The following is a 17,473-nucleotide window of genomic DNA, read 5'->3' on the forward strand; positions in this document are numbered from 1 at the left end:
AGATGAAGATATTATTACTAGGCTCGGGCGGCCGCGAACATGCACTGGCATGGAAAATTGCCCAAAGTCCGAAAGTTGAAAAACTATACATTGCTCCGGGAAATGCCGGAACAACTGCCGTAGGCGAGAATGTCAACATCAAAGCAACCGATTTTGAAGCAATCAGTGCTTTTGCTCTAAAAGAGAACATCCAAATGATAGTAGTAGGTCCCGAAGATCCGTTGGTAAAAGGAATCTACGATTACTTCCAAAACCGTCCGGAGCTAAAGCATATTGCCGTGATCGGTCCCTCGGCTCAAGGAGCGCAACTGGAAGGCAGCAAGGAATTTGCCAAAGGCTTCATGATGCGCCACAACATCCCGACAGCCCGCTACAAAAGCATCACTTCCAAAAACCTCGAAGAGGGCCTCGCTTTCCTCGAAACGTTGGAAGCTCCCTACGTACTGAAGGCTGATGGCCTTTGTGCCGGGAAAGGAGTTCTCATCCTTCCTACGCTTGATGAAGCGAAGAAAGAACTGAAAGAAATGCTCGGCGGCATGTTCGGTTCCGCATCGGCAACCGTTGTGATTGAAGAGTTCTTGAGCGGTATCGAGTGCTCTGTATTCGTACTGACAGACGGAGACAACTACAAAGTCCTCCCTGTGGCGAAAGACTACAAACGTATCGGTGAAGGCGACAAAGGATTGAATACAGGCGGTATGGGTAGCGTAACTCCGGTTCCGTTTGCTGATGAAGTATATATGGAGAAAGTACGCACACGTATCATCGAACCGACCATCAATGGTCTGAAAGAAGAAAAGATCACCTACAAAGGTTTCATCTTCCTCGGTCTTATCAAGGTGAAAGGTGAACCGATGGTTATCGAATACAACGTCCGCATGGGCGACCCGGAAACAGAAAGCGTGATGTTGCGCATCCAAAGCGACTTCGTAGAGTTGCTTGAAGGCACAGCGGCAGGCAACCTGAACGAGAAAACACTGGTGATGGACCCACGTTCGGCCGGCTGCGTCATTCTTGTCAGCGGCGGTTATCCCGAAGCCTACGAAAAAGGATTCCCTATCAGCGGACTGGAACAGGCTGCCGCTACCGACAGCATCATCTTCCATGCCGGAACAGCCATGAAAGACGGACAAGTGGTGACGAACGGAGGACGTGTGATTGCCGTTTGCTCTTACGGTGCAACGAAAGAAGAAGCATTGGCACAGAGCTACAAAGTGGCAGACATGATCGACTTCGACAAGAAGTATTTCCGCCGCGACATCGGATTCGATTTGTAAGAAACAACCTGTAATGATACGCCACGGCAGGCATAAATCCCCTATTTGCACGGCATATAGATCCTACAAAGCGATGATATATGCCCGCCGGGCGGCAAAAGAACTGACAGACCAATGAGAAATAAAAGACTACAAAGTCAAGTGACGGCAGGACGGTGGACCCTGCCTGCCGTTATCTTTATCTGCGCCCTATGCTGGGTGTTGACTTACTTTTTATTTCCCGACTCCATAGCCTCAACAACACCCAAGGACAGCTCTTCTTTCTTGCAATCCACCCGCGATTTACTGCTTCCGGGATGGGCAGAACGAATTGTCAGCTTTCTGGTTTACGCAATCATCGGCTACTTTCTGATAGAGCTGAACAACCAGTTCAGTATTATCCGCATGAGGGCTTCCATGCAGACAGCTATTTATTTCCTGCTGGTTACCGTCTGTCCGGGAATGCATTTACTATACATAGGAGACATTGTCGCCCTCGGTTCTCTTATTTCCATTTATTTTCTGTTTAAAAGCTATCAGCAAGCTCAAGCTGCGGGCTATCTATTCTATTCCTTCTTCTTTATCGGAGCGGGAAGTATTCTTTTCCCGCAGCTCACCATCCTCTCGGTACTTTGGTTGCTCGAAGCCTACCGTTTCCAGTCGCTCACTCCTCGCAGTTTCTGCGGTGCGCTGCTCGGATGGATGCTGCCCTACTGGATGCTGTTCGGACACGCCTTCTTCTATAACAAGATGGAGTTGTTCTACCGCCCTTTCAACCAGCTATTAGCTTTCGGAGAAGTCTTTAACTTACAAATCCTTCAACCCTGGGAATTGGCTATACTGGGCTATCTGCTCGTGATGTTTATCGTCAGTGCCGTTCATTGCATCGCTGCCGGATTTGAGGATAAGATACGCACACGTGCCTATCTCCAGTTCTTGATAGACCTGACGCTCTTCCTGTTCCTGCTGATTGCCTTGCAACCGATATATTGCAGTGCCCTGCTGCCTTTGCTTATCATAAGCAACAGCATCCTGATCGGACATTTCTTTGTACTGACCAATAGTAAAAGTTCGAATGTGTTCTTTATCATTTCATTGGTCGGCCTCATCCTCTTATTTGCTTTTAATATATGGACGCTTTTGTAGATTCAATGATACAACTCCTCATAGAATGGGGACTTCCGGGATTATTCATCTCGGCTTTATTGGCTGGGAGCATCGTGCCTTTCAGTTCCGAACTGGTATTGGTGGCATTGGTGAAGCTCGGCTTGCCCCCGATAGCCTGTCTGATATCCGCCACTCTGGGCAATACAGTGGGCGGAATGACTTGTTACTACATGGGACGTCTGGGTAAAGTTAGCTGGATTGAGAAATACTTCAAGGTAAAGAAAGAAAAGGTAGACAAAATGGTGAAATTCCTGCAAGGGAAAGGGGCATTGATGGCATTCTTTACCTTTCTTCCTGCCATTGGCGAGGTGATCGCCATTGCACTGGGATTTATGCGAAGCAACACATGGCTGACCATCGTTTCCATGTTTGTCGGCAAACTGATACGTTATATCCTTCTCCTGTATGTGCTCGAAAGTGCCTGGGATGCTATGGCAGGGTAAATCTTTTTTAAGTATTAGGTATTAGGTATTAAGTATTAAAGATTGAGTGATGGAAAGAATAATTGAGAGAACCGATGACGGGAGCGCTACTCTGTTTGTTCCGGAATTGAATGAACATTATCATTCGACGAAAGGGGCACGCACGGAGTCTCAACATATTTTCATCGATATGGGGCTGAAAGCCTCTCCTGCCGCTACTCCACGTGTTCTTGAAATCGGCTTCGGGACAGGACTAAACGCTTGGCTCACCCTTGAAGAAGCAGAAAGAAGCAGACGAAATATACACTATACAGGACTGGAACTCTATCCACTAGACTGGCAGACAGTAGAACAGCTAGGGTATATCTCCAGCGATGAGCAGCTTACCATACATCGGAAGCAGACAGCAACCGATGAGCAATTTACCCCGAATGATGAAGAAGAACAACAACCGGCTATCGAATTGTTTAAGCAGCTTCATACATCGCCCTGGGAGAAAGACGTGCAGCTTACGCCACACTTCACCTTACGAAAAATAGAAACGGACGTCAATCAATGGATAACGGGAAAGAAGGAAGAGTCAAAAATGAACAGCACCAACAACAATGCAGTCATTTCTCAATATTCAACTTCCAATACTCCGTTTAATACCATCTATTTCGACGCCTTCGCCCCGGAAAAGCAACCGGAAATGTGGTCGCAAGAACTATTCAACCGTCTCTATGTTTTATTAGATAAAGACGGAATTCTGACTACCTACTGTGCCAAAGGTGTAGTACGCCGAATGTTGCAGACAGCCGGATTCACAGTAGAACGTCTCCCCGGACCTCCGGGTGGTAAACGGGAAATATTACGGGCCCGGAAACAAGAGTAGAAACAAGATAAGATTGAAACCCCGAAACAGAAAAAATCATGAAACAACAACTAAAAGATATGAGAACACTTTTCCTTCTTGGTGCCTGCCTCCTAATGGCAGCCTGCACAGGACGTTCCTTCCAAGCAAGTAACGATGACGAGACAAAGCCGGTGATAACCGTCACACTGGAACCGCAACGTTATTTCACCGAAGCCATTGCCGGAGATAAATTCAAAGTAGTCAGCATGGTACCCAAAGGTTCCAGCCCGGAGACATACGATCCTATCCCCCAGCAACTTGTTTCTTTAGGAGACAGCAAAGCCTATTTCCGCATCGGGTACATCGGCTTCGAACAAACCTGGATGGATCGCCTGATGAACAATACTCCCCATATCCAAGTGTTCGACACCTCGAAAGGAATCGACCTCATACTCAATAATGATGACCATAGCCATGCCCACGGCCACAACAGTCACGACGGCCATATCCACGCCGTAGAGCCACACGTATGGAATTCTACCGGTAATGCTTTAATCATCGCCGGAAACACCTACAAAGCCCTTAGCCAACTGGATAAAGCAAACGAACCATATTATAGAAACCGTTACGACTCTCTCTGTCAGCGCATCCAGCACACCGACAGCCTGATTCGCCGGCAACTCTCCACCCCCGAAGCAGCCAAAGCCTTCATGATTTATCATCCGGCTCTCTCCTACTTCGCCCGCGACTACGGATTGCATCAAATTTCAATCGAAGAAGGAGGCAAAGAACCCTCTCCCGCTCATCTGAAAGACCTGATAGACGTCTGTCAGGCGGAAAATGTAGGCGTTATCTTCGTTCAACCGGAGTTTGACAAACGCAATGCGGAAACCATCGCGCAGCAAACCGGAACGAAAGTGATCCCTATCAACCCGTTAAGTTATGACTGGGAGGAAGAAATGCTGAATGTAGCCAAAGCCCTTGCGCCGCAAGCTGCCACCAAATAAACGTATAAAGAAAGAACCAATCAAGCCCTTTCCAATGATGAAACCAATAATCGAAATAAAGAATCTTTCCGCCGGATATGACGGTCGCACTGTTCTCCACGATGTTAATCTAAGCATCTACGAACGGGATTTTCTAGGTATTATAGGTCCGAACGGAGGCGGCAAAACAACGCTTATAAAGTGCATCCTCGGTCTGTTAAAACCAACCGGAGGAGAAATTATATTCCATACTCCCGAGAAGGCTCCCATAAGAACATCTACGGAAGGGACTTCGACAGAAACATCTGCCAAAAACTCCCACCAAAGTTCTTCCGCGAAATCCCAGCTTTTCCTCGGTTACCTACCGCAATATAGCACCATAGACCGAAAGTTCCCTATTTCTGTGGAAGAAGTGATCCTGTCCGGATTGAGCATACAGAAGTCGCTCACCTCCCGGTTCACTCCCGAACAGAGAGAGAAAGGCAAACAGATTATCGCCCGCATGGGGCTTGAAGGGCTTGAAAGCCGCTCTATCGGACAATTAAGCGGTGGACAACTGCAACGTGCCCTGTTAGGACGTGCCATCATCTCGGACCCTGCAGTGCTGATTCTCGATGAACCCAGCACGTATATCGACAAGCGTTTCGAAGCACGCCTTTATGAGTTATTAGCTGAAATCAATAAAGAATGTGCCATTATCCTTGTCAGTCACGACATCGGCACTGTATTACAACAGGTAAAATCCATCGCCTGTGTCAATGAAACACTGGATTACCATCCGGACACGGGCGTCACTACCGAATGGCTGGAAAGAAACTTCAACTGCCCCATCGAACTATTGGGACACGGCACACTGCCTCATCGGGTTTTAGGGGAACATCATCACCATCATTAAAGGATACACATATTCAATATCCCAAACATATATATACAGCAACCCAAGTATTAATACCTGAAATCTCAACCATTAACAGCTGATATTACAAGTGTTAACACCTAACGTCCAAGCTATTAATAGTAAACTTCCGTTGTATTAATAGTAAACTTGTTCTTCTCTAACAGGAAAGTTATGATTGACTAAGGATAATCTATAAACGCAAGTTACGTTTATAAAATTGCAAGCTTTGTTTTTATAAATGAAACTTGCAATTATAAAAACAAAGCTTGCAATTATAGTTTATGATTAATGAAAAGGAAGTTTGTTATTAAGGCAAAAGAAGTTCACTAACAGGATAAAGGAAGTTTATCTCTAATACATCAGAGCTCATTTATTAAAGGGCTAAAAACAAATTCCTTACTTGCCAACACACAAGTTCCCGCCTTCCGGAAGAGTGAAAGAGATAGTAAATCACCCCTCCGTTACTTAATATTTCTTACTTTCTTCCTCATTATCCTTACAAATCACTATCTTTGCGACCTCATAATTTGTTTTTAACGAATAAACTACGATAGTGCTAATGAAACAGTACAGAACCGTAAACAACCTTATGGGTTGGCTTACATTCATCATTGCGGCAACCGTCTACTGCCTGACAATAGAACCGACCGCAAGTTTCTGGGATTGCCCGGAGTTCATAACCACCGGCTATAAACTGGAAGTCGGTCACCCGCCCGGCGCACCTTTCTTCATGCTAGTGGCGAATCTGTTTTCTCAATTTGCTTCCGACGTAACAACTGTTGCTAAAATGGTGAATTACATGAGTGCCCTCATGAGTGGCGCTTGTATCCTGTTCCTTTTCTGGAGCATCACCCACCTGGTACGCAAACTGATTATCACTGACGAAAACAATATCACCAAAGGACAGCTTATCACAGTGATGGGTAGCGGACTGATCGGTGCACTGGTTTATACATTCAGTGACACATTCTGGTTCTCGGCCGTGGAAGGTGAAGTATATGCCTTCTCCTCCCTGTTTACCGCTGTTGTTTTCTGGTTGATTCTGAAATGGGAAGACGTAGCCGACCAGCCGCACAGCGACCGTTGGATTATCCTCATCGCCTATCTGACCGGATTGAGTATCGGTGTGCACTTATTGAACTTGCTTTGTCTGCCTGCCATCGTATTGGTATACTACTACAAAAAAACACCGAATGCTACCGCCAAAGGTTCGTTAATAGCGCTATTAGGTTCAATGGTGCTCGTTGCAGCCGTGCTTTACGGCATCGTACCGGGTATCGTGAAAGTAGGCGGCTGGTTTGAACTGTTGTTCGTCAACGGACTCGGAATGTCATTCAATTCGGGCGTAGTGGTTTATATCATTCTGCTTGCGGCCGCTCTGATTTGGGGTGTATACGAAAGTTACACCGAAAAGAACAAAGCGCGCATGGCTATCTCCTTTATCCTGACGATCGCTTTGCTGGGTATCCCATTCTACGGACACGGAGCCAGCAGTATCATCATCGGTATTTTGGTTATTGCCGCACTGGGACTTTATCTTGCTCCAAGTGTACAGGCTAAAATCAAAGAGAGATGGCGTATCACCGCCCGCACCATGAACACAGCCTTGCTGTGCACCATGATGATCGTGATCGGGTATTCTTCTTACGCACTGATCGTTATCCGTTCTACTGCCAACACTCCGATGGACCAAAACTCACCGGAGGATATATTCACCCTAGGCGAATACCTCGGCCGTGAACAATACGGAACCCGTCCGCTCTTCTACGGTCCTGCTTTCTCTTCGAAAGTGGCACTCGACGTAAAAGACGGCTATTGTATTCCGCGCCAGTCGGAAGCAGGAAGCAAGTTTGTCCGCAAGGAAAAGACTTCTCCCGACGAAAAAGACTCTTATATCGAACTTCCCGGACGTGTGGAATACGAATATGCACAGAATATGTTTTTCCCGCGTATGTACAGCTCGTCACACGCACCACTCTACAAGCAATGGGTAGACATCAAAGGACACGACGTTCCTTACGACCAATGCGGAGAAATGGTAATGGTGAACATGCCTAACCAATGGGAAAATATCAAATTCTTCTTCTCCTACCAGTTGAACTTCATGTACTGGCGTTATTTCATGTGGAACTTTGCCGGACGGCAGAACGACATACAGGGTAGCGGAGAAATTGAACATGGCAACTGGATCACCGGTATTCCGTTTATCGACAACTTGCTGGTAGGTAATCAGGAACTGCTTCCGCAGGATCTCAAAAACAATAAAGGACACAACGTATTCTACTGTCTGCCGCTGATTCTCGGCTTAATCGGACTCTTTTGGCAGGCTTATCATAGCCAGCGAGGTATCCAGCAATTCTGGGTGGTCTTCTTCCTGTTCTTCATGACAGGTATCGCCATCGTGCTCTACCTCAACCAAACCCCTGCACAACCCCGTGAACGAGATTACGCGTATGCCGGTTCGTTCTACGCCTTTGCCATCTGGGTAGGTATGGGAGTGGCAGGTATCATCCGTATGCTGCGAGAATACTGTAAGATGCAGGAACTTCCGGCAGCCGTACTGGCTTCAGTGCTCTGTTTGTTCGTCCCCATCCAGATGGCGGGACAGACCTGGGATGACCACGACCGTAGCGGACGCTTCGTTGCCCGCGACTTCGGACAGAACTACCTGATGACCTTACAGGAAAAAGGAAATCCGATTATCTATACCAATGGTGATAATGATACTTTCCCATTGTGGTACAACCAGGAAACAGAAGGCTTCCGTACAGATGCCCGCACCTGTAACCTAAGTTACTTGCAAACAGACTGGTATATCGACCAAATGAAACGTCCGGCCTACGATTCCCCGTCGCTTCCTATCACTTGGGACCGTGTGGAATATGTGGAAGGACAAAATGAATATATCCCTATCCGTACGGAAATGAAGGCTTTCATCGACAGCTATTTCAAACAGGCAAACGAACTGGCTGCACAGGGAGACACTACCATATTATCACTCGTTCACTCCATTTTCGGTGAGAATCCATACGAATTGAAGGAAATCATCAACCGCTGGATGCTCGGTAAGAACGACCAATTGAAAGAGCTTCTCAAAAAGACTGGAAAAGATATCCAACTGCCGCTTATCCCTACGGACAGCATCGTAATGAAGGTGGACAAAGAAGCCGTACGCCGCTCCGGCATGAAGATACCGGAAGCTCTGGGCGATTCTATCCCCGAATACATGACAATCACCCTTAAAGACGCCAACGGCAACCCGAAACGCGCCCTCTACAAGAGTGAACTGATGATGCTTGAAATGCTTGCCAATGCCAACTGGGAACGTCCTATCTATATGGCAATCACCGTAGGAAGCGAAAACCATCTGGGCATGGGCAACCACTTTATGCAGGAAGGTCTTGCCTATCGTTTCACACCGTTCGATACGGACAAACTGGACAGCAAGATTGACAGCGAAAAGATGTATGACAACCTGATGAACAAGTTCAAGTTCGGCGGTATCGACAAACCGGGTATCTATATCGACGAGAACGTGATGCGTATGTGCTACACGCACCGCCGTATCTTCACGCAACTCGTAGGCCAGCTTATCAAAGAAGGCAAGAAGGATAAGGCACTCGCCGCACTCGACTACGCCGAAAAGATGATTCCGTCATACAACGTACCGTACGACTGGGCAAACGGCGCCTTCCAAATGGCAGAATCTTATTACCAACTGGGACAGAACGAAAAAGCCAACAAGATCATCGACGAGCTTGCCAACAAATCGCTCGAATACATGATCTGGTATCTTAGCCTGAACGATAACCAGCTTGCCATCGCCGGCGAAAACTTCGTGTACAACGCCAGCTTGCTTGACGCCGAAGTCCGCTTAATGGAAAAATACAAATCAGAAGAACTCGCGAAACATTACTCCACGCAGCTCGACCAACTTTATAACGAGTACGTGACAAGAATGAAAGGGAAATAAATAGTAAGTATTAAGTATCAGGTATTAAGTATTACCATAGCTTCCGATATGTTTTCCGCATGGATAATACTTAATACTTATTACTTAATACTTGTTTAACACAGACTCTCATGTTTATAGAACAACCACCTTGGCTTTTCCGGGCGTTGTATCCACAAGCTATCTTCCGGATGGATCCGAATGAACGGGCAGTCTATCTGACTTTTGACGACGGCCCCATCCCTGAAGTAACTCCCTGGGTACTGGAAGTATTGGAAAAGCATCATATTAAAGCTACCTTCTTTATGGTAGGCGACAATATACGCAAGCACCCGGATGAATACCGGATAGTGGTAGAACACGGACACCGCATCGGTAACCATACCTTCAACCACATCCGTGGATTTGAATATTCTAATCCGGATTACCTCGCAAACGCCAGAAAGGTAGACGAAATTATCCATTCCGATCTCTTCCGTCCGCCACACGGACACATGGGGTTCCGGCAGTATTATACCTTGCGCTATCATTACCGCATTATCATGTGGGATCTCGTGACTCGTGATTATAGTAAACGGATGCGCCCGGAACAGGTATTGAACAATGTGAAGCGCTATGCACGCAACGGTTCCATCATCACTTTCCATGATTCGCTGAAGTCTTGGAATAACGGTAACCTGCAGTATGCACTTCCTCGTGCCATTGAATTCCTGAAAGAGGAAGGGTATGAATTCAAGGTGTTATAATAACAATCTTTGAGAAAACAGAAACTTCGATAAGAACAGAGATTTTTGAAAAAAAGTCTCCAATGAGCCAAAAAGCTCCCTGATAAGAAGATAAAAATATAAGCCGAGGTCTTGCGCCCCGGCTTTTGTTGTTTAAGGCCTGTTTCGTGCCCGAAATTGGGAGATCACTCCTCTTTCTTATAAGATGTCAGTACAAGCGCATTTCGCCCGGCAAAGGAAAAAAAGAGGGCAAAATAACCAGTATTCAAAAAGTTTCTGATTCACATTACCTTTTCCATCCGTATTTTTTTATACATTTGCAACGGTCTCTTCCGCAGAAGACCTCCGGGTGGCGAGGGAGAGATGTTTATATTGAGAAGACGTTTACAAGCGTTTGTCATTTATGTTCAAAACTTCGCAAACTTTGACCTATCGGAATGACTAACAGCAACAAAGACGTCCTCCTGATGTGTATTTATATACATCCGTGCCTCACTTTGATAAACAAAGGGAGGCTACGGGTGTTGTACATATCGGCGTGGGCTTTCTGCGTTGTTCGTTCCCGATAATTGGCATTGCGAAGGCCTTGAACATGGAACGGACGAAGGTGAGAGATTCCCACGCCATTTCTATATATTCCTGTCAATAATAGATTGAATTGTCCGCCCAACGGGAGTCCGGGGGACACACATAAGCAGAATAGGCACATGATTCATGCAGGACAACTTATTGAACGCACGCTTCACGAACAGGGACGCACCGTCACTTGGTTCGCTACCCAACTATGCTGCACACGCCCCAATGTTTACAAGATATTCCGGAAAGAGAATATCGACATCCACCTGCTCTGGCGCATCTCCTACATCCTCGGCCACGATTTCTTCCGCGATCTGTCTGACAGTATCAACACCGGAAGCTTCCCCAGTGTATCCAAATAGGATACAATTTCGTATCGTTCTTGGAACTATGTTTTCACCCGGTAGTATACTCCTTTCGCATACCTTTGCAGGCATATTAACATATAATCACAAAAGGACATGAAAACGAAAAAACTATTTCTAATTATTGCTCTGGTTGTCGGTTGTGCCGTCGGAGCCCATGCGCAAAAGACGGTCTTCAAGTTTCGTGATGCACAGGCACGTGCAGGCGATGCAGTTACTGAAGTTTGTGTCAAACCTACAGTTGTCGAGGTGAAAATACTGGAAGATAAGGGACGGATCAAGGATGAATGGACACTAAGCAAAGAGGAAGTGGAAATCGCCATGAAAGGAGAACTTGACAACATCCGTGCATGGGGGACGTATCTGTCCACCATCAAATATAACTGCGATGTCATCATGGGAGCCACTTTCAAAGTGGAAGATAATGAAAAAACAGGTGGGTACACGGTTACAGTGGTAGGTTATCCCGGAATCTTCGTCAACTGGCATCCGGCCACTAAGGACGATTACGAATGGATTCGCCTACAGAAGTTGTCACCCACAGATGGAAAAAGCCAGATAGCGCCCGTCGTTAAGAATAAGAATTAATCACTAAAATATCAATAACAATGAAAAAAGTATTATCAATGGTTGCCGCACTCTTATTGTGCGTAGGAACTCAAGCGCAAATCGTATCATCCAGAAGTGCAATCGTCAAAACTGAAAAGCAAGCCAGCAGCACACAATGGTTCTTACGTGCAGGCCTGAATATCATGAACTTCTCCGGTGACGGAGCCGAAGGAGCTGATTCAAACATCGGATATAATGCTACATTTGGCTATCAGAAGCCTTTAGGCAGTACAGGAGGATACTGGGGGATGGAGTTTGGACTTGGCTCCCGTGGTTTCAAAGTGGACGACACGAAATGTATGGCTCACAACATACAATATTCTCCGTTCACATTCGGATGGAAATTTGCTGTGGCGGACAACGTCCGTATCGACCCGCATGTAGGAGTCTTCGCTAGTTACGATTACACAAGCAAAATGAAAGAAGATGGAGAAAGCATCAGTTGGGGTGATTATGCAGATTATATGGAGGTTGACTACAATCATTTTGATGCAGGTATGAATATCGGCGTAGGAGTCTGGTATGACCGTTTCAATCTGGATCTTACCTATCAACGCGGATTTATAGATGCATTCAGCGATGCCGACGGATTCAAGACCAGTAACTTTATGATTCGTCTGGGTATTGCCTTCTAAGGACAACCAAACCTCAATAAACCATATTATTTATTCAGCGTCCACGATCTTTTCTTTTCACAAAAAGGGCCGTGGATGCTGTTTTCTTAAAAAGAACGGAATATGATGACCAAACGACAATTTCTGGTAATCTTGTATCTACTGGTAGGAATTATCCCACTGATAGCACAGACTTTCACCGAACAGAAAAAGAGCTATCCTGTCAGTGCAGACGGCAATAAATATGTGGTCAGCGGATTTACCCCTTTCAGCGATATGCAAGACGAAAACATCTACGCTAATGCACTGCTATGGATCGTCAAGAATGTCTGCCCACAGTTACGGGAAGGAATAGCGGAGGTCAACGTACCGGCTAAAAACTTCAGTTGCGATCTGATACTTGCCTCGCAGGCAGACTCAAGCCAAAAGAATACTTACTATTGCAAAGCCCTGTTTCAAGTAAAGGACGGTAAACTGGTTTATTATCTTTCCAATATACGGATAGAGTCATCAGCAGTGATAATGAAAAAAATCACTCCTATGGAGAAGCTACAACCGGACAAGAAAGCATCTCACAAAGAAATCATGGATGATTTCATACAGGTTGAATCGCAAGTATTGAACAAAATGTTCGACTTCATCATAACGAACCAGCTTTCACCGATTACTCATTGGAATGAAATCAACATCAACAAGCCGGTGAAAGGCATGACGGAAGATGAATGTCTACTGGCTTTCGGCAAACCGCAGACTATTCAAGAATCAAATGGAGAAGTGCAATGGATGTATTCCAGCTCGTTCTACCTGTTCTTCAAGAACGGACATGTGGAAACTATTATCAAATAGAGTCTAAAAAACGAATCATCTCAAAATCAAACAATTAAAACAATTTATTATGAAAACAATCTGGAAAGCAAGCGTTTGCATAGTTGCAGTATTACTGTCGTTCAGCATTTATTCCTGTGGCGACGACGACGATGAGACTGTCGGTTCACGCGATTTATTGTTAGGAACATGGAATGGAGTGTATTATCTTTCACAAGAATGGGAAGATGGTGAAAAGGTAAGTGACTCTAAAGAAGATTTTGTAAATGGAACCAACCGTTATTCCATAGAGTTCAAGGAAGACGGTACGTATGTAGAAAAAGATGTCTACAACTCCTCCGGAAGTACTAATTATTATCATGGTACATGGAGCTACTCCGGTAATAAGCTGACTCTCATCGACACTGAAGAGGATAATTACACAGAAGTGTGGACAGTGACCACAATGACAGAAAATGAATTAGTCTATGAACTTCGTGAAAAAGAGAAAGAAGACGGAACAACATACGAATATTACGAACAACACGCTTTTACGAGATAATTCAAAGGCGTTATAACGCAAAAACTTTCTTTCTTTTTCAGGAAGATAAAATTAAGCAAAGGTTTCTTTTTACCAAAGAAACCTTTGCTTAATCTATTGGAAAAGCAATTCAACACATCAATATGCTACTGTCAGCGGAGTGCGCAACTTCTGCGCATATTCAGCCATATATTTATTCCAGGCATCCGGAGTCTTGATAGCGGCCTTATCCCAGGCAGAACCCCAATAATAAGTATATTCAGAACCCGGCTCATATTCGCTGATAGCCAAAACATGACCGTCGGCTCCGCCACGTTCTTTCTTTTCCTTTTCAGAAAGAAGAACCACTTTCGCTTCTTTCACCTGTGCAGGAAATGCAGCACCGACAAATATCTTGCCGTTTGCACCGCTACGATCTGTTGTAGGATCTACGTAAGTGATATAGCCATTGGCAGCATCTGCCACAGTCGCACCGTCCGGTTCACGCAATACAAGTCCGGTAGTCACCGGCATTGCTTCTTTCAGATTGGTATATGAAACAATCGTTTTGTTGAGATAAGAACCTGCATCCAGTGAGATTACACGAGTCTCCACTACATTAGAGTCTCCACGGACTACCAGCGGATTAAATTCCAGCTTCACCGTGAAACGCAGCGGACCATTATCAAGGATTTCCTGTGTACGATAGCAGTAAGGATAGATAATAGTGTCACCTGCTATCAGAGCAGCAACACCGGCACCCAACGTAGGTCCTACGGCATAGCAATCCATGCCATATCCATGATCGATATGGTAAGAGATGGCTTTTTGTAGTTCGGAGGCAGCTTTAGGATCTGTTTTTTTCAATTCAGCTATCTTGGCACGCTTTTCAGGATTCAGTTCTTCCGCATAGAGAGATTCCAGAATCGGTTCCGTTGTGTTGTACTTCGTGAAAAGGTCGTAGCCGAAACCACGCTCTCCGCGTGCTTGCAAGGCAGGGCCATACGCACGGAATCCGCCAAGATCATTCTCCCAGGCAACGTCGTCCAGACGTTCGGGATAATATTTACCGCAAGCAACGACATCGAAAGGTGCCGGTGTACCCGGTTGAATAGTGTAAACAGTCGTTCCGTTCGCTTCTACCGTAGCGGGGAAAACAACCTTTTCGTCATACGTCACCTGATAAGGCATTTGCTGACCGTCAACATCAAGCACTACAATCTGCGCTGTATCTGCCAGTTTCAACTTGGCAACAACATCGCTCATCGGCACTTCAACCATCTCTCCCACCCGTTCAAGAGCCAGCGGATTGGTCACAGTGATTGTTATTGACTGTTTACTGTCGGCACAGGAAGCAAACCCTATCAAGGCTACAGCAAACAGAATTAATATCTTTTTCATAATTAGTCTACATTGAATGAATAATATATACTTTGCAAATAGAGGCTATTATATCCGCATCTGTTGGATCTATAGATCCAACGCATCAGCTATATATATCCAACGTGCTGGATCTATATGTTCAACACGTTGGGCATATATGTCCAATAAGTCGGTCCTATAGCTCCTGCAAAGGGAATGATAAAAAATAAGGTGACAGATGAAAAGAGGATGCTCTTTGCCATTCTATCACCTTATCGGAATCTCTTCTATCTTACATTATTTCGGCTGTTTTCCGATATAAGCAAGGATACCACCATCTACATAAAGAACGTGGCCGTTGACAGCGTTAGAAGCTTCAGAAGCAAGGAATACAGCAGGACCTGTCAGTTCTTCAGGATCCAACCAACGACCGGCAGGAGTCTTGGCGCAGATGAATGAATCGAATGGGTGACGGCTTCCGTCTGCTTGTTTCTCACGAAGAGGAGCAGTTTGCGGAGTAGCGATGTAACCCGGGCCGATACCGTTACACTGAATGTTGTATTCACCATATTCAGAGCAGATATTGCGAGTCAGCATCTTCAGTCCACCCTTAGCGGCAGCGTAAGCAGATACAGTTTCACGACCCAGTTCGGACATCATTGAGCAGATGTTGATGATTTTACCAGCACGTTTTTCCATCATAGCAGGAAGAACAGCCTTAGCAACGATGAACGGAGCATTCAAGTCGATGTCGATTACACGACGGAAATCAGCAGCATCCATCTCGTGCATAGGAACACGACGGATAATACCTGCATTATTTACAAGGATATCAATTGTACCTACTTCTTTGGCAATTGTAGCAACCATAGCCTGAACAGCCGGTTCGTCTGTCACGTCGCATACATAACCGTGAGCTTTGATACCTTTTGCAGCGTATGCAGCCATTCCTTTGTCTACCAACTCTTGATTGATGTCGTTAAAACAAACTTTAGCGCCTTGTTCTGCGAATGCAGAAGCAATAGCAAAACCGATACCATAAGAAGCACCTGTAACGAGCGCTACTTTACCTTCCAAAGAAAAATTCAAATACTGATTCATAATTCTTTTTATTATTAAATTAGGAAAACTATTGGATTTGTTATTTCAAATCTGTAATCAACGAGAAGTCCTGATCGCCATAGTCGAGGTTCTCACCACCCATTCCCCAGATAAAGGTATAGTTGTGGGTAGCAGCAGCCGAGTGGATAGACCATTCGGGCGAAAGAACAGCCTGATCGCCTTTCATCCATACGTGACGTGTTTCGCCTACCTCACCCATAAAGTGGCAGATAGCATGATCTTCGGGAATCTCGAAATAGAAGTAGGCTTCCATACGACGGCTGTGTACGTGGGCCGGCATCGTATTCCAGACACTTCCCGGAGCCAGTTCCGTCATACCCATCTGCAACTGGCAGGTGGGCAACACCTGATTCACCAGCATCTTATTGATATTACGGTGGTTGGAGCCTTCCAAAGAACCCATTTCAGCTACTACGGCATCGGCTTTCGTCACCTTACGGTCGGGATAATTGCGATGTGCAGTCAGTGAGTTGAAGTAGAATTTGGCAGGATGAGCAGCGTCTTTGCTTTCGAAAGTCACTTCACGGTCGCCCGAACCCAGATAAAGAGCTTCTTTATAATCCAGTTCGAAGGTTGCGTCGCCCGCTTTCACAATACCGGGACCGCCGACATTGTAGATACCCATTTCGCGACGGGTGAGGAAGAACGGAGCTTTCAGCGGATCGATTGCTTCAAGCGTCAGCACCTCTCCTACCGGCAGCGCACCACCTACCACCATACGGTCGTACATGGAATATACCATATTTACTTCATTGGGGACAAATATCTTTTCGATTAAGAAATCTCTGCGGATTCTTGTAGTATCATAACTTTTTGCATCTTCAGGATGCGCAGCATAGCGAATTTCATAGTTCGTTTTCATACCTTATTTATTTATAGTTATTGAATAAGTTCTCTTTCTACGTGCACTTCGTTTACGTACACGATGCAAAAATAGCAAAAGAAAACGGGTTTACCTTGCAATTTTGTTCCAATTATCCACCAAAAATGTCCAGAATCTGTGCAATGTACACTTTTTTAACGAACTATAATACGATTTGGGAGAGATTTCTACCTAATACAGTTTGAACCTTCTATAATAAAATACAAGCTATTCAACGACCAACACGATAAGCATTAAAATAGTCAATATAACGAATAAAATAAGATTAATGAATTCTATATACGCTGATCCCCTATATACGGGTCAGTCCGAAAACCCTGTGGATATGTTATGTTAATACGCGCAAGTGAACTATCTTTGCGGAAGATTAAAAAAAT

Annotated in this window: 16 protein-coding genes; 13 read left to right on the forward strand and 3 right to left on the reverse strand. The window is 45.3% G+C overall.

Going from position 1 to position 17,473, the window contains the following annotated elements:
* Positions 1–2 precede the first annotated feature (2 nt).
* From purD to LPH68_RS14305, 13 genes are all read left to right on the forward strand, one after another.
* Entirely contained in the window at positions 3–1,277 is a 1,275-nt protein-coding gene (purD, locus tag LPH68_RS14245; protein ID WP_049701516.1) for a phosphoribosylamine--glycine ligase, read from the forward strand.
* Between the two features lie 114 nt (positions 1,278–1,391).
* Complete coding sequence (locus LPH68_RS14250) at positions 1,392–2,402, forward strand: hypothetical protein (RefSeq protein WP_151923659.1); 1,011 nt, start codon at positions 1,392–1,394, stop codon at positions 2,400–2,402.
* Positions 2,387–2,866: a YqaA family protein gene (locus LPH68_RS14255; protein ID WP_044132415.1), complete on the forward strand. Its 480-nt coding sequence runs from the start codon at positions 2,387–2,389 to the stop codon at positions 2,864–2,866. Before LPH68_RS14250 ends, LPH68_RS14255 begins: the two co-directional genes overlap by 16 nt.
* Before the next feature lie 49 nt (positions 2,867–2,915).
* Positions 2,916–3,719, forward strand: a complete 804-nt coding sequence (mnmD, locus tag LPH68_RS14260) for a tRNA (5-methylaminomethyl-2-thiouridine)(34)-methyltransferase MnmD (protein ID WP_151923660.1) — start codon at positions 2,916–2,918, stop codon at positions 3,717–3,719.
* Between the two features lie 38 nt (positions 3,720–3,757).
* A complete protein-coding gene (locus LPH68_RS14265) occupies positions 3,758–4,687 on the forward strand; it encodes a metal ABC transporter solute-binding protein, Zn/Mn family (RefSeq protein WP_151923661.1) in 930 nt (309 codons plus the stop codon).
* A 37-nt stretch (positions 4,688–4,724) separates the two neighbouring features.
* The gene (locus tag LPH68_RS14270; protein WP_008770478.1) at positions 4,725–5,561 is read left to right on the forward strand and encodes a metal ABC transporter ATP-binding protein; all 837 of its coding nucleotides are present in this window, start codon (positions 4,725–4,727) and stop codon (positions 5,559–5,561) included.
* Positions 5,562–6,123: 562 nt separating this feature from the next.
* Positions 6,124–9,537, forward strand: coding sequence for a DUF2723 domain-containing protein (locus LPH68_RS14275; protein WP_151923662.1), 3,414 nt, complete (start codon positions 6,124–6,126; stop codon positions 9,535–9,537).
* A gap of 110 nt (positions 9,538–9,647) precedes the next feature.
* Entirely contained in the window at positions 9,648–10,262 is a 615-nt protein-coding gene (locus tag LPH68_RS14280) for a polysaccharide deacetylase family protein (protein WP_120143789.1), read from the forward strand.
* A 686-nt stretch (positions 10,263–10,948) separates the two neighbouring features.
* Positions 10,949–11,179, forward strand: coding sequence for a hypothetical protein (locus LPH68_RS14285; protein WP_004313711.1), 231 nt, complete (start codon positions 10,949–10,951; stop codon positions 11,177–11,179).
* A gap of 99 nt (positions 11,180–11,278) precedes the next feature.
* The gene (locus LPH68_RS14290; RefSeq protein ID WP_192923113.1) at positions 11,279–11,770 is read left to right on the forward strand and encodes a hypothetical protein; all 492 of its coding nucleotides are present in this window, start codon (positions 11,279–11,281) and stop codon (positions 11,768–11,770) included.
* A gap of 20 nt (positions 11,771–11,790) precedes the next feature.
* A complete protein-coding gene (locus LPH68_RS14295; RefSeq protein ID WP_008641585.1) occupies positions 11,791–12,426 on the forward strand; it encodes an outer membrane beta-barrel protein in 636 nt (211 codons plus the stop codon).
* Positions 12,427–12,531: 105 nt separating this feature from the next.
* Positions 12,532–13,251 carry a hypothetical protein gene (locus LPH68_RS14300; protein ID WP_370638800.1) on the forward strand — a complete coding sequence of 240 codons (720 nt, stop codon included), beginning with the start codon at positions 12,532–12,534 and terminating at the stop codon, positions 13,249–13,251.
* Positions 13,252–13,300: 49 nt separating this feature from the next.
* Positions 13,301–13,771, forward strand: coding sequence for a lipocalin family protein (locus tag LPH68_RS14305; protein ID WP_117610914.1), 471 nt, complete (start codon positions 13,301–13,303; stop codon positions 13,769–13,771).
* A 117-nt stretch (positions 13,772–13,888) separates the two neighbouring features.
* Here LPH68_RS14305 and LPH68_RS14310 read toward each other — a convergent pair whose 3' ends face one another.
* The 3 genes from LPH68_RS14310 to kduI all read right to left on the reverse strand — a co-directional run bounded on the left by LPH68_RS14310 (position 13,889) and on the right by kduI (position 17,075).
* On the reverse strand, positions 13,889–15,130 hold the full coding sequence (locus tag LPH68_RS14310; RefSeq protein ID WP_230296963.1) for a DUF4861 domain-containing protein: 1,242 nt from the start codon (positions 15,128–15,130) through the stop codon (positions 13,889–13,891).
* A gap of 258 nt (positions 15,131–15,388) precedes the next feature.
* Positions 15,389–16,192, reverse strand: coding sequence for a gluconate 5-dehydrogenase (locus tag LPH68_RS14315; protein ID WP_004313702.1), 804 nt, complete (start codon positions 16,190–16,192; stop codon positions 15,389–15,391).
* Positions 16,193–16,232: 40 nt separating this feature from the next.
* The gene (kduI, locus tag LPH68_RS14320) at positions 16,233–17,075 is read right to left on the reverse strand and encodes a 5-dehydro-4-deoxy-D-glucuronate isomerase (RefSeq protein ID WP_008023755.1); all 843 of its coding nucleotides are present in this window, start codon (positions 17,073–17,075) and stop codon (positions 16,233–16,235) included.
* Positions 17,076–17,473: the final 398 nt, after the last annotated feature.

Source organism: Bacteroides sp. 1_1_30, from assembly GCF_020982715.1.
GTDB lineage: Bacteria > Bacteroidota > Bacteroidia > Bacteroidales > Bacteroidaceae > Bacteroides > Bacteroides xylanisolvens.

Excerpts from the sequence above, each read along its gene's own strand:
- LPH68_RS14265 (WP_151923661.1), top strand. The coding sequence starts at position 3,758 with ATGAAACAACAACTAAAAGATATGAGAACACTTTTCCTTCTTGGTGCC.
- LPH68_RS14250 (WP_151923659.1), top strand. The coding sequence starts at position 1,392 with ATGAGAAATAAAAGACTACAAAGTCAAGTGACGGCAGGACGGTGGACC.
- LPH68_RS14270 (WP_008770478.1), top strand. The coding sequence starts at position 4,725 with ATGAAACCAATAATCGAAATAAAGAATCTTTCCGCCGGATATGACGGT.
- LPH68_RS14300 (WP_370638800.1), top strand. The coding sequence starts at position 12,532 with ATGACCAAACGACAATTTCTGGTAATCTTGTATCTACTGGTAGGAATT.
- LPH68_RS14275 (WP_151923662.1), top strand. The coding sequence starts at position 6,124 with ATGAAACAGTACAGAACCGTAAACAACCTTATGGGTTGGCTTACATTC.
- kduI (WP_008023755.1), bottom strand. The coding sequence starts at position 17,075 with ATGAAAACGAACTATGAAATTCGCTATGCTGCGCATCCTGAAGATGCA.
- LPH68_RS14255 (WP_044132415.1), top strand. The coding sequence starts at position 2,387 with ATGGACGCTTTTGTAGATTCAATGATACAACTCCTCATAGAATGGGGA.
- purD (WP_049701516.1), top strand. The coding sequence starts at position 3 with ATGAAGATATTATTACTAGGCTCGGGCGGCCGCGAACATGCACTGGCA.
- LPH68_RS14295 (WP_008641585.1), top strand. The coding sequence starts at position 11,791 with ATGAAAAAAGTATTATCAATGGTTGCCGCACTCTTATTGTGCGTAGGA.
- LPH68_RS14315 (WP_004313702.1), bottom strand. The coding sequence starts at position 16,192 with ATGAATCAGTATTTGAATTTTTCTTTGGAAGGTAAAGTAGCGCTCGTT.
- LPH68_RS14290 (WP_192923113.1), top strand. The coding sequence starts at position 11,279 with ATGAAAACGAAAAAACTATTTCTAATTATTGCTCTGGTTGTCGGTTGT.
- mnmD (WP_151923660.1), top strand. The coding sequence starts at position 2,916 with ATGGAAAGAATAATTGAGAGAACCGATGACGGGAGCGCTACTCTGTTT.
- LPH68_RS14285 (WP_004313711.1), top strand. The coding sequence starts at position 10,949 with ATGATTCATGCAGGACAACTTATTGAACGCACGCTTCACGAACAGGGA.
- LPH68_RS14305 (WP_117610914.1), top strand. The coding sequence starts at position 13,301 with ATGAAAACAATCTGGAAAGCAAGCGTTTGCATAGTTGCAGTATTACTG.
- LPH68_RS14310 (WP_230296963.1), bottom strand. The coding sequence starts at position 15,130 with ATGAAAAAGATATTAATTCTGTTTGCTGTAGCCTTGATAGGGTTTGCT.
- LPH68_RS14280 (WP_120143789.1), top strand. The coding sequence starts at position 9,648 with ATGTTTATAGAACAACCACCTTGGCTTTTCCGGGCGTTGTATCCACAA.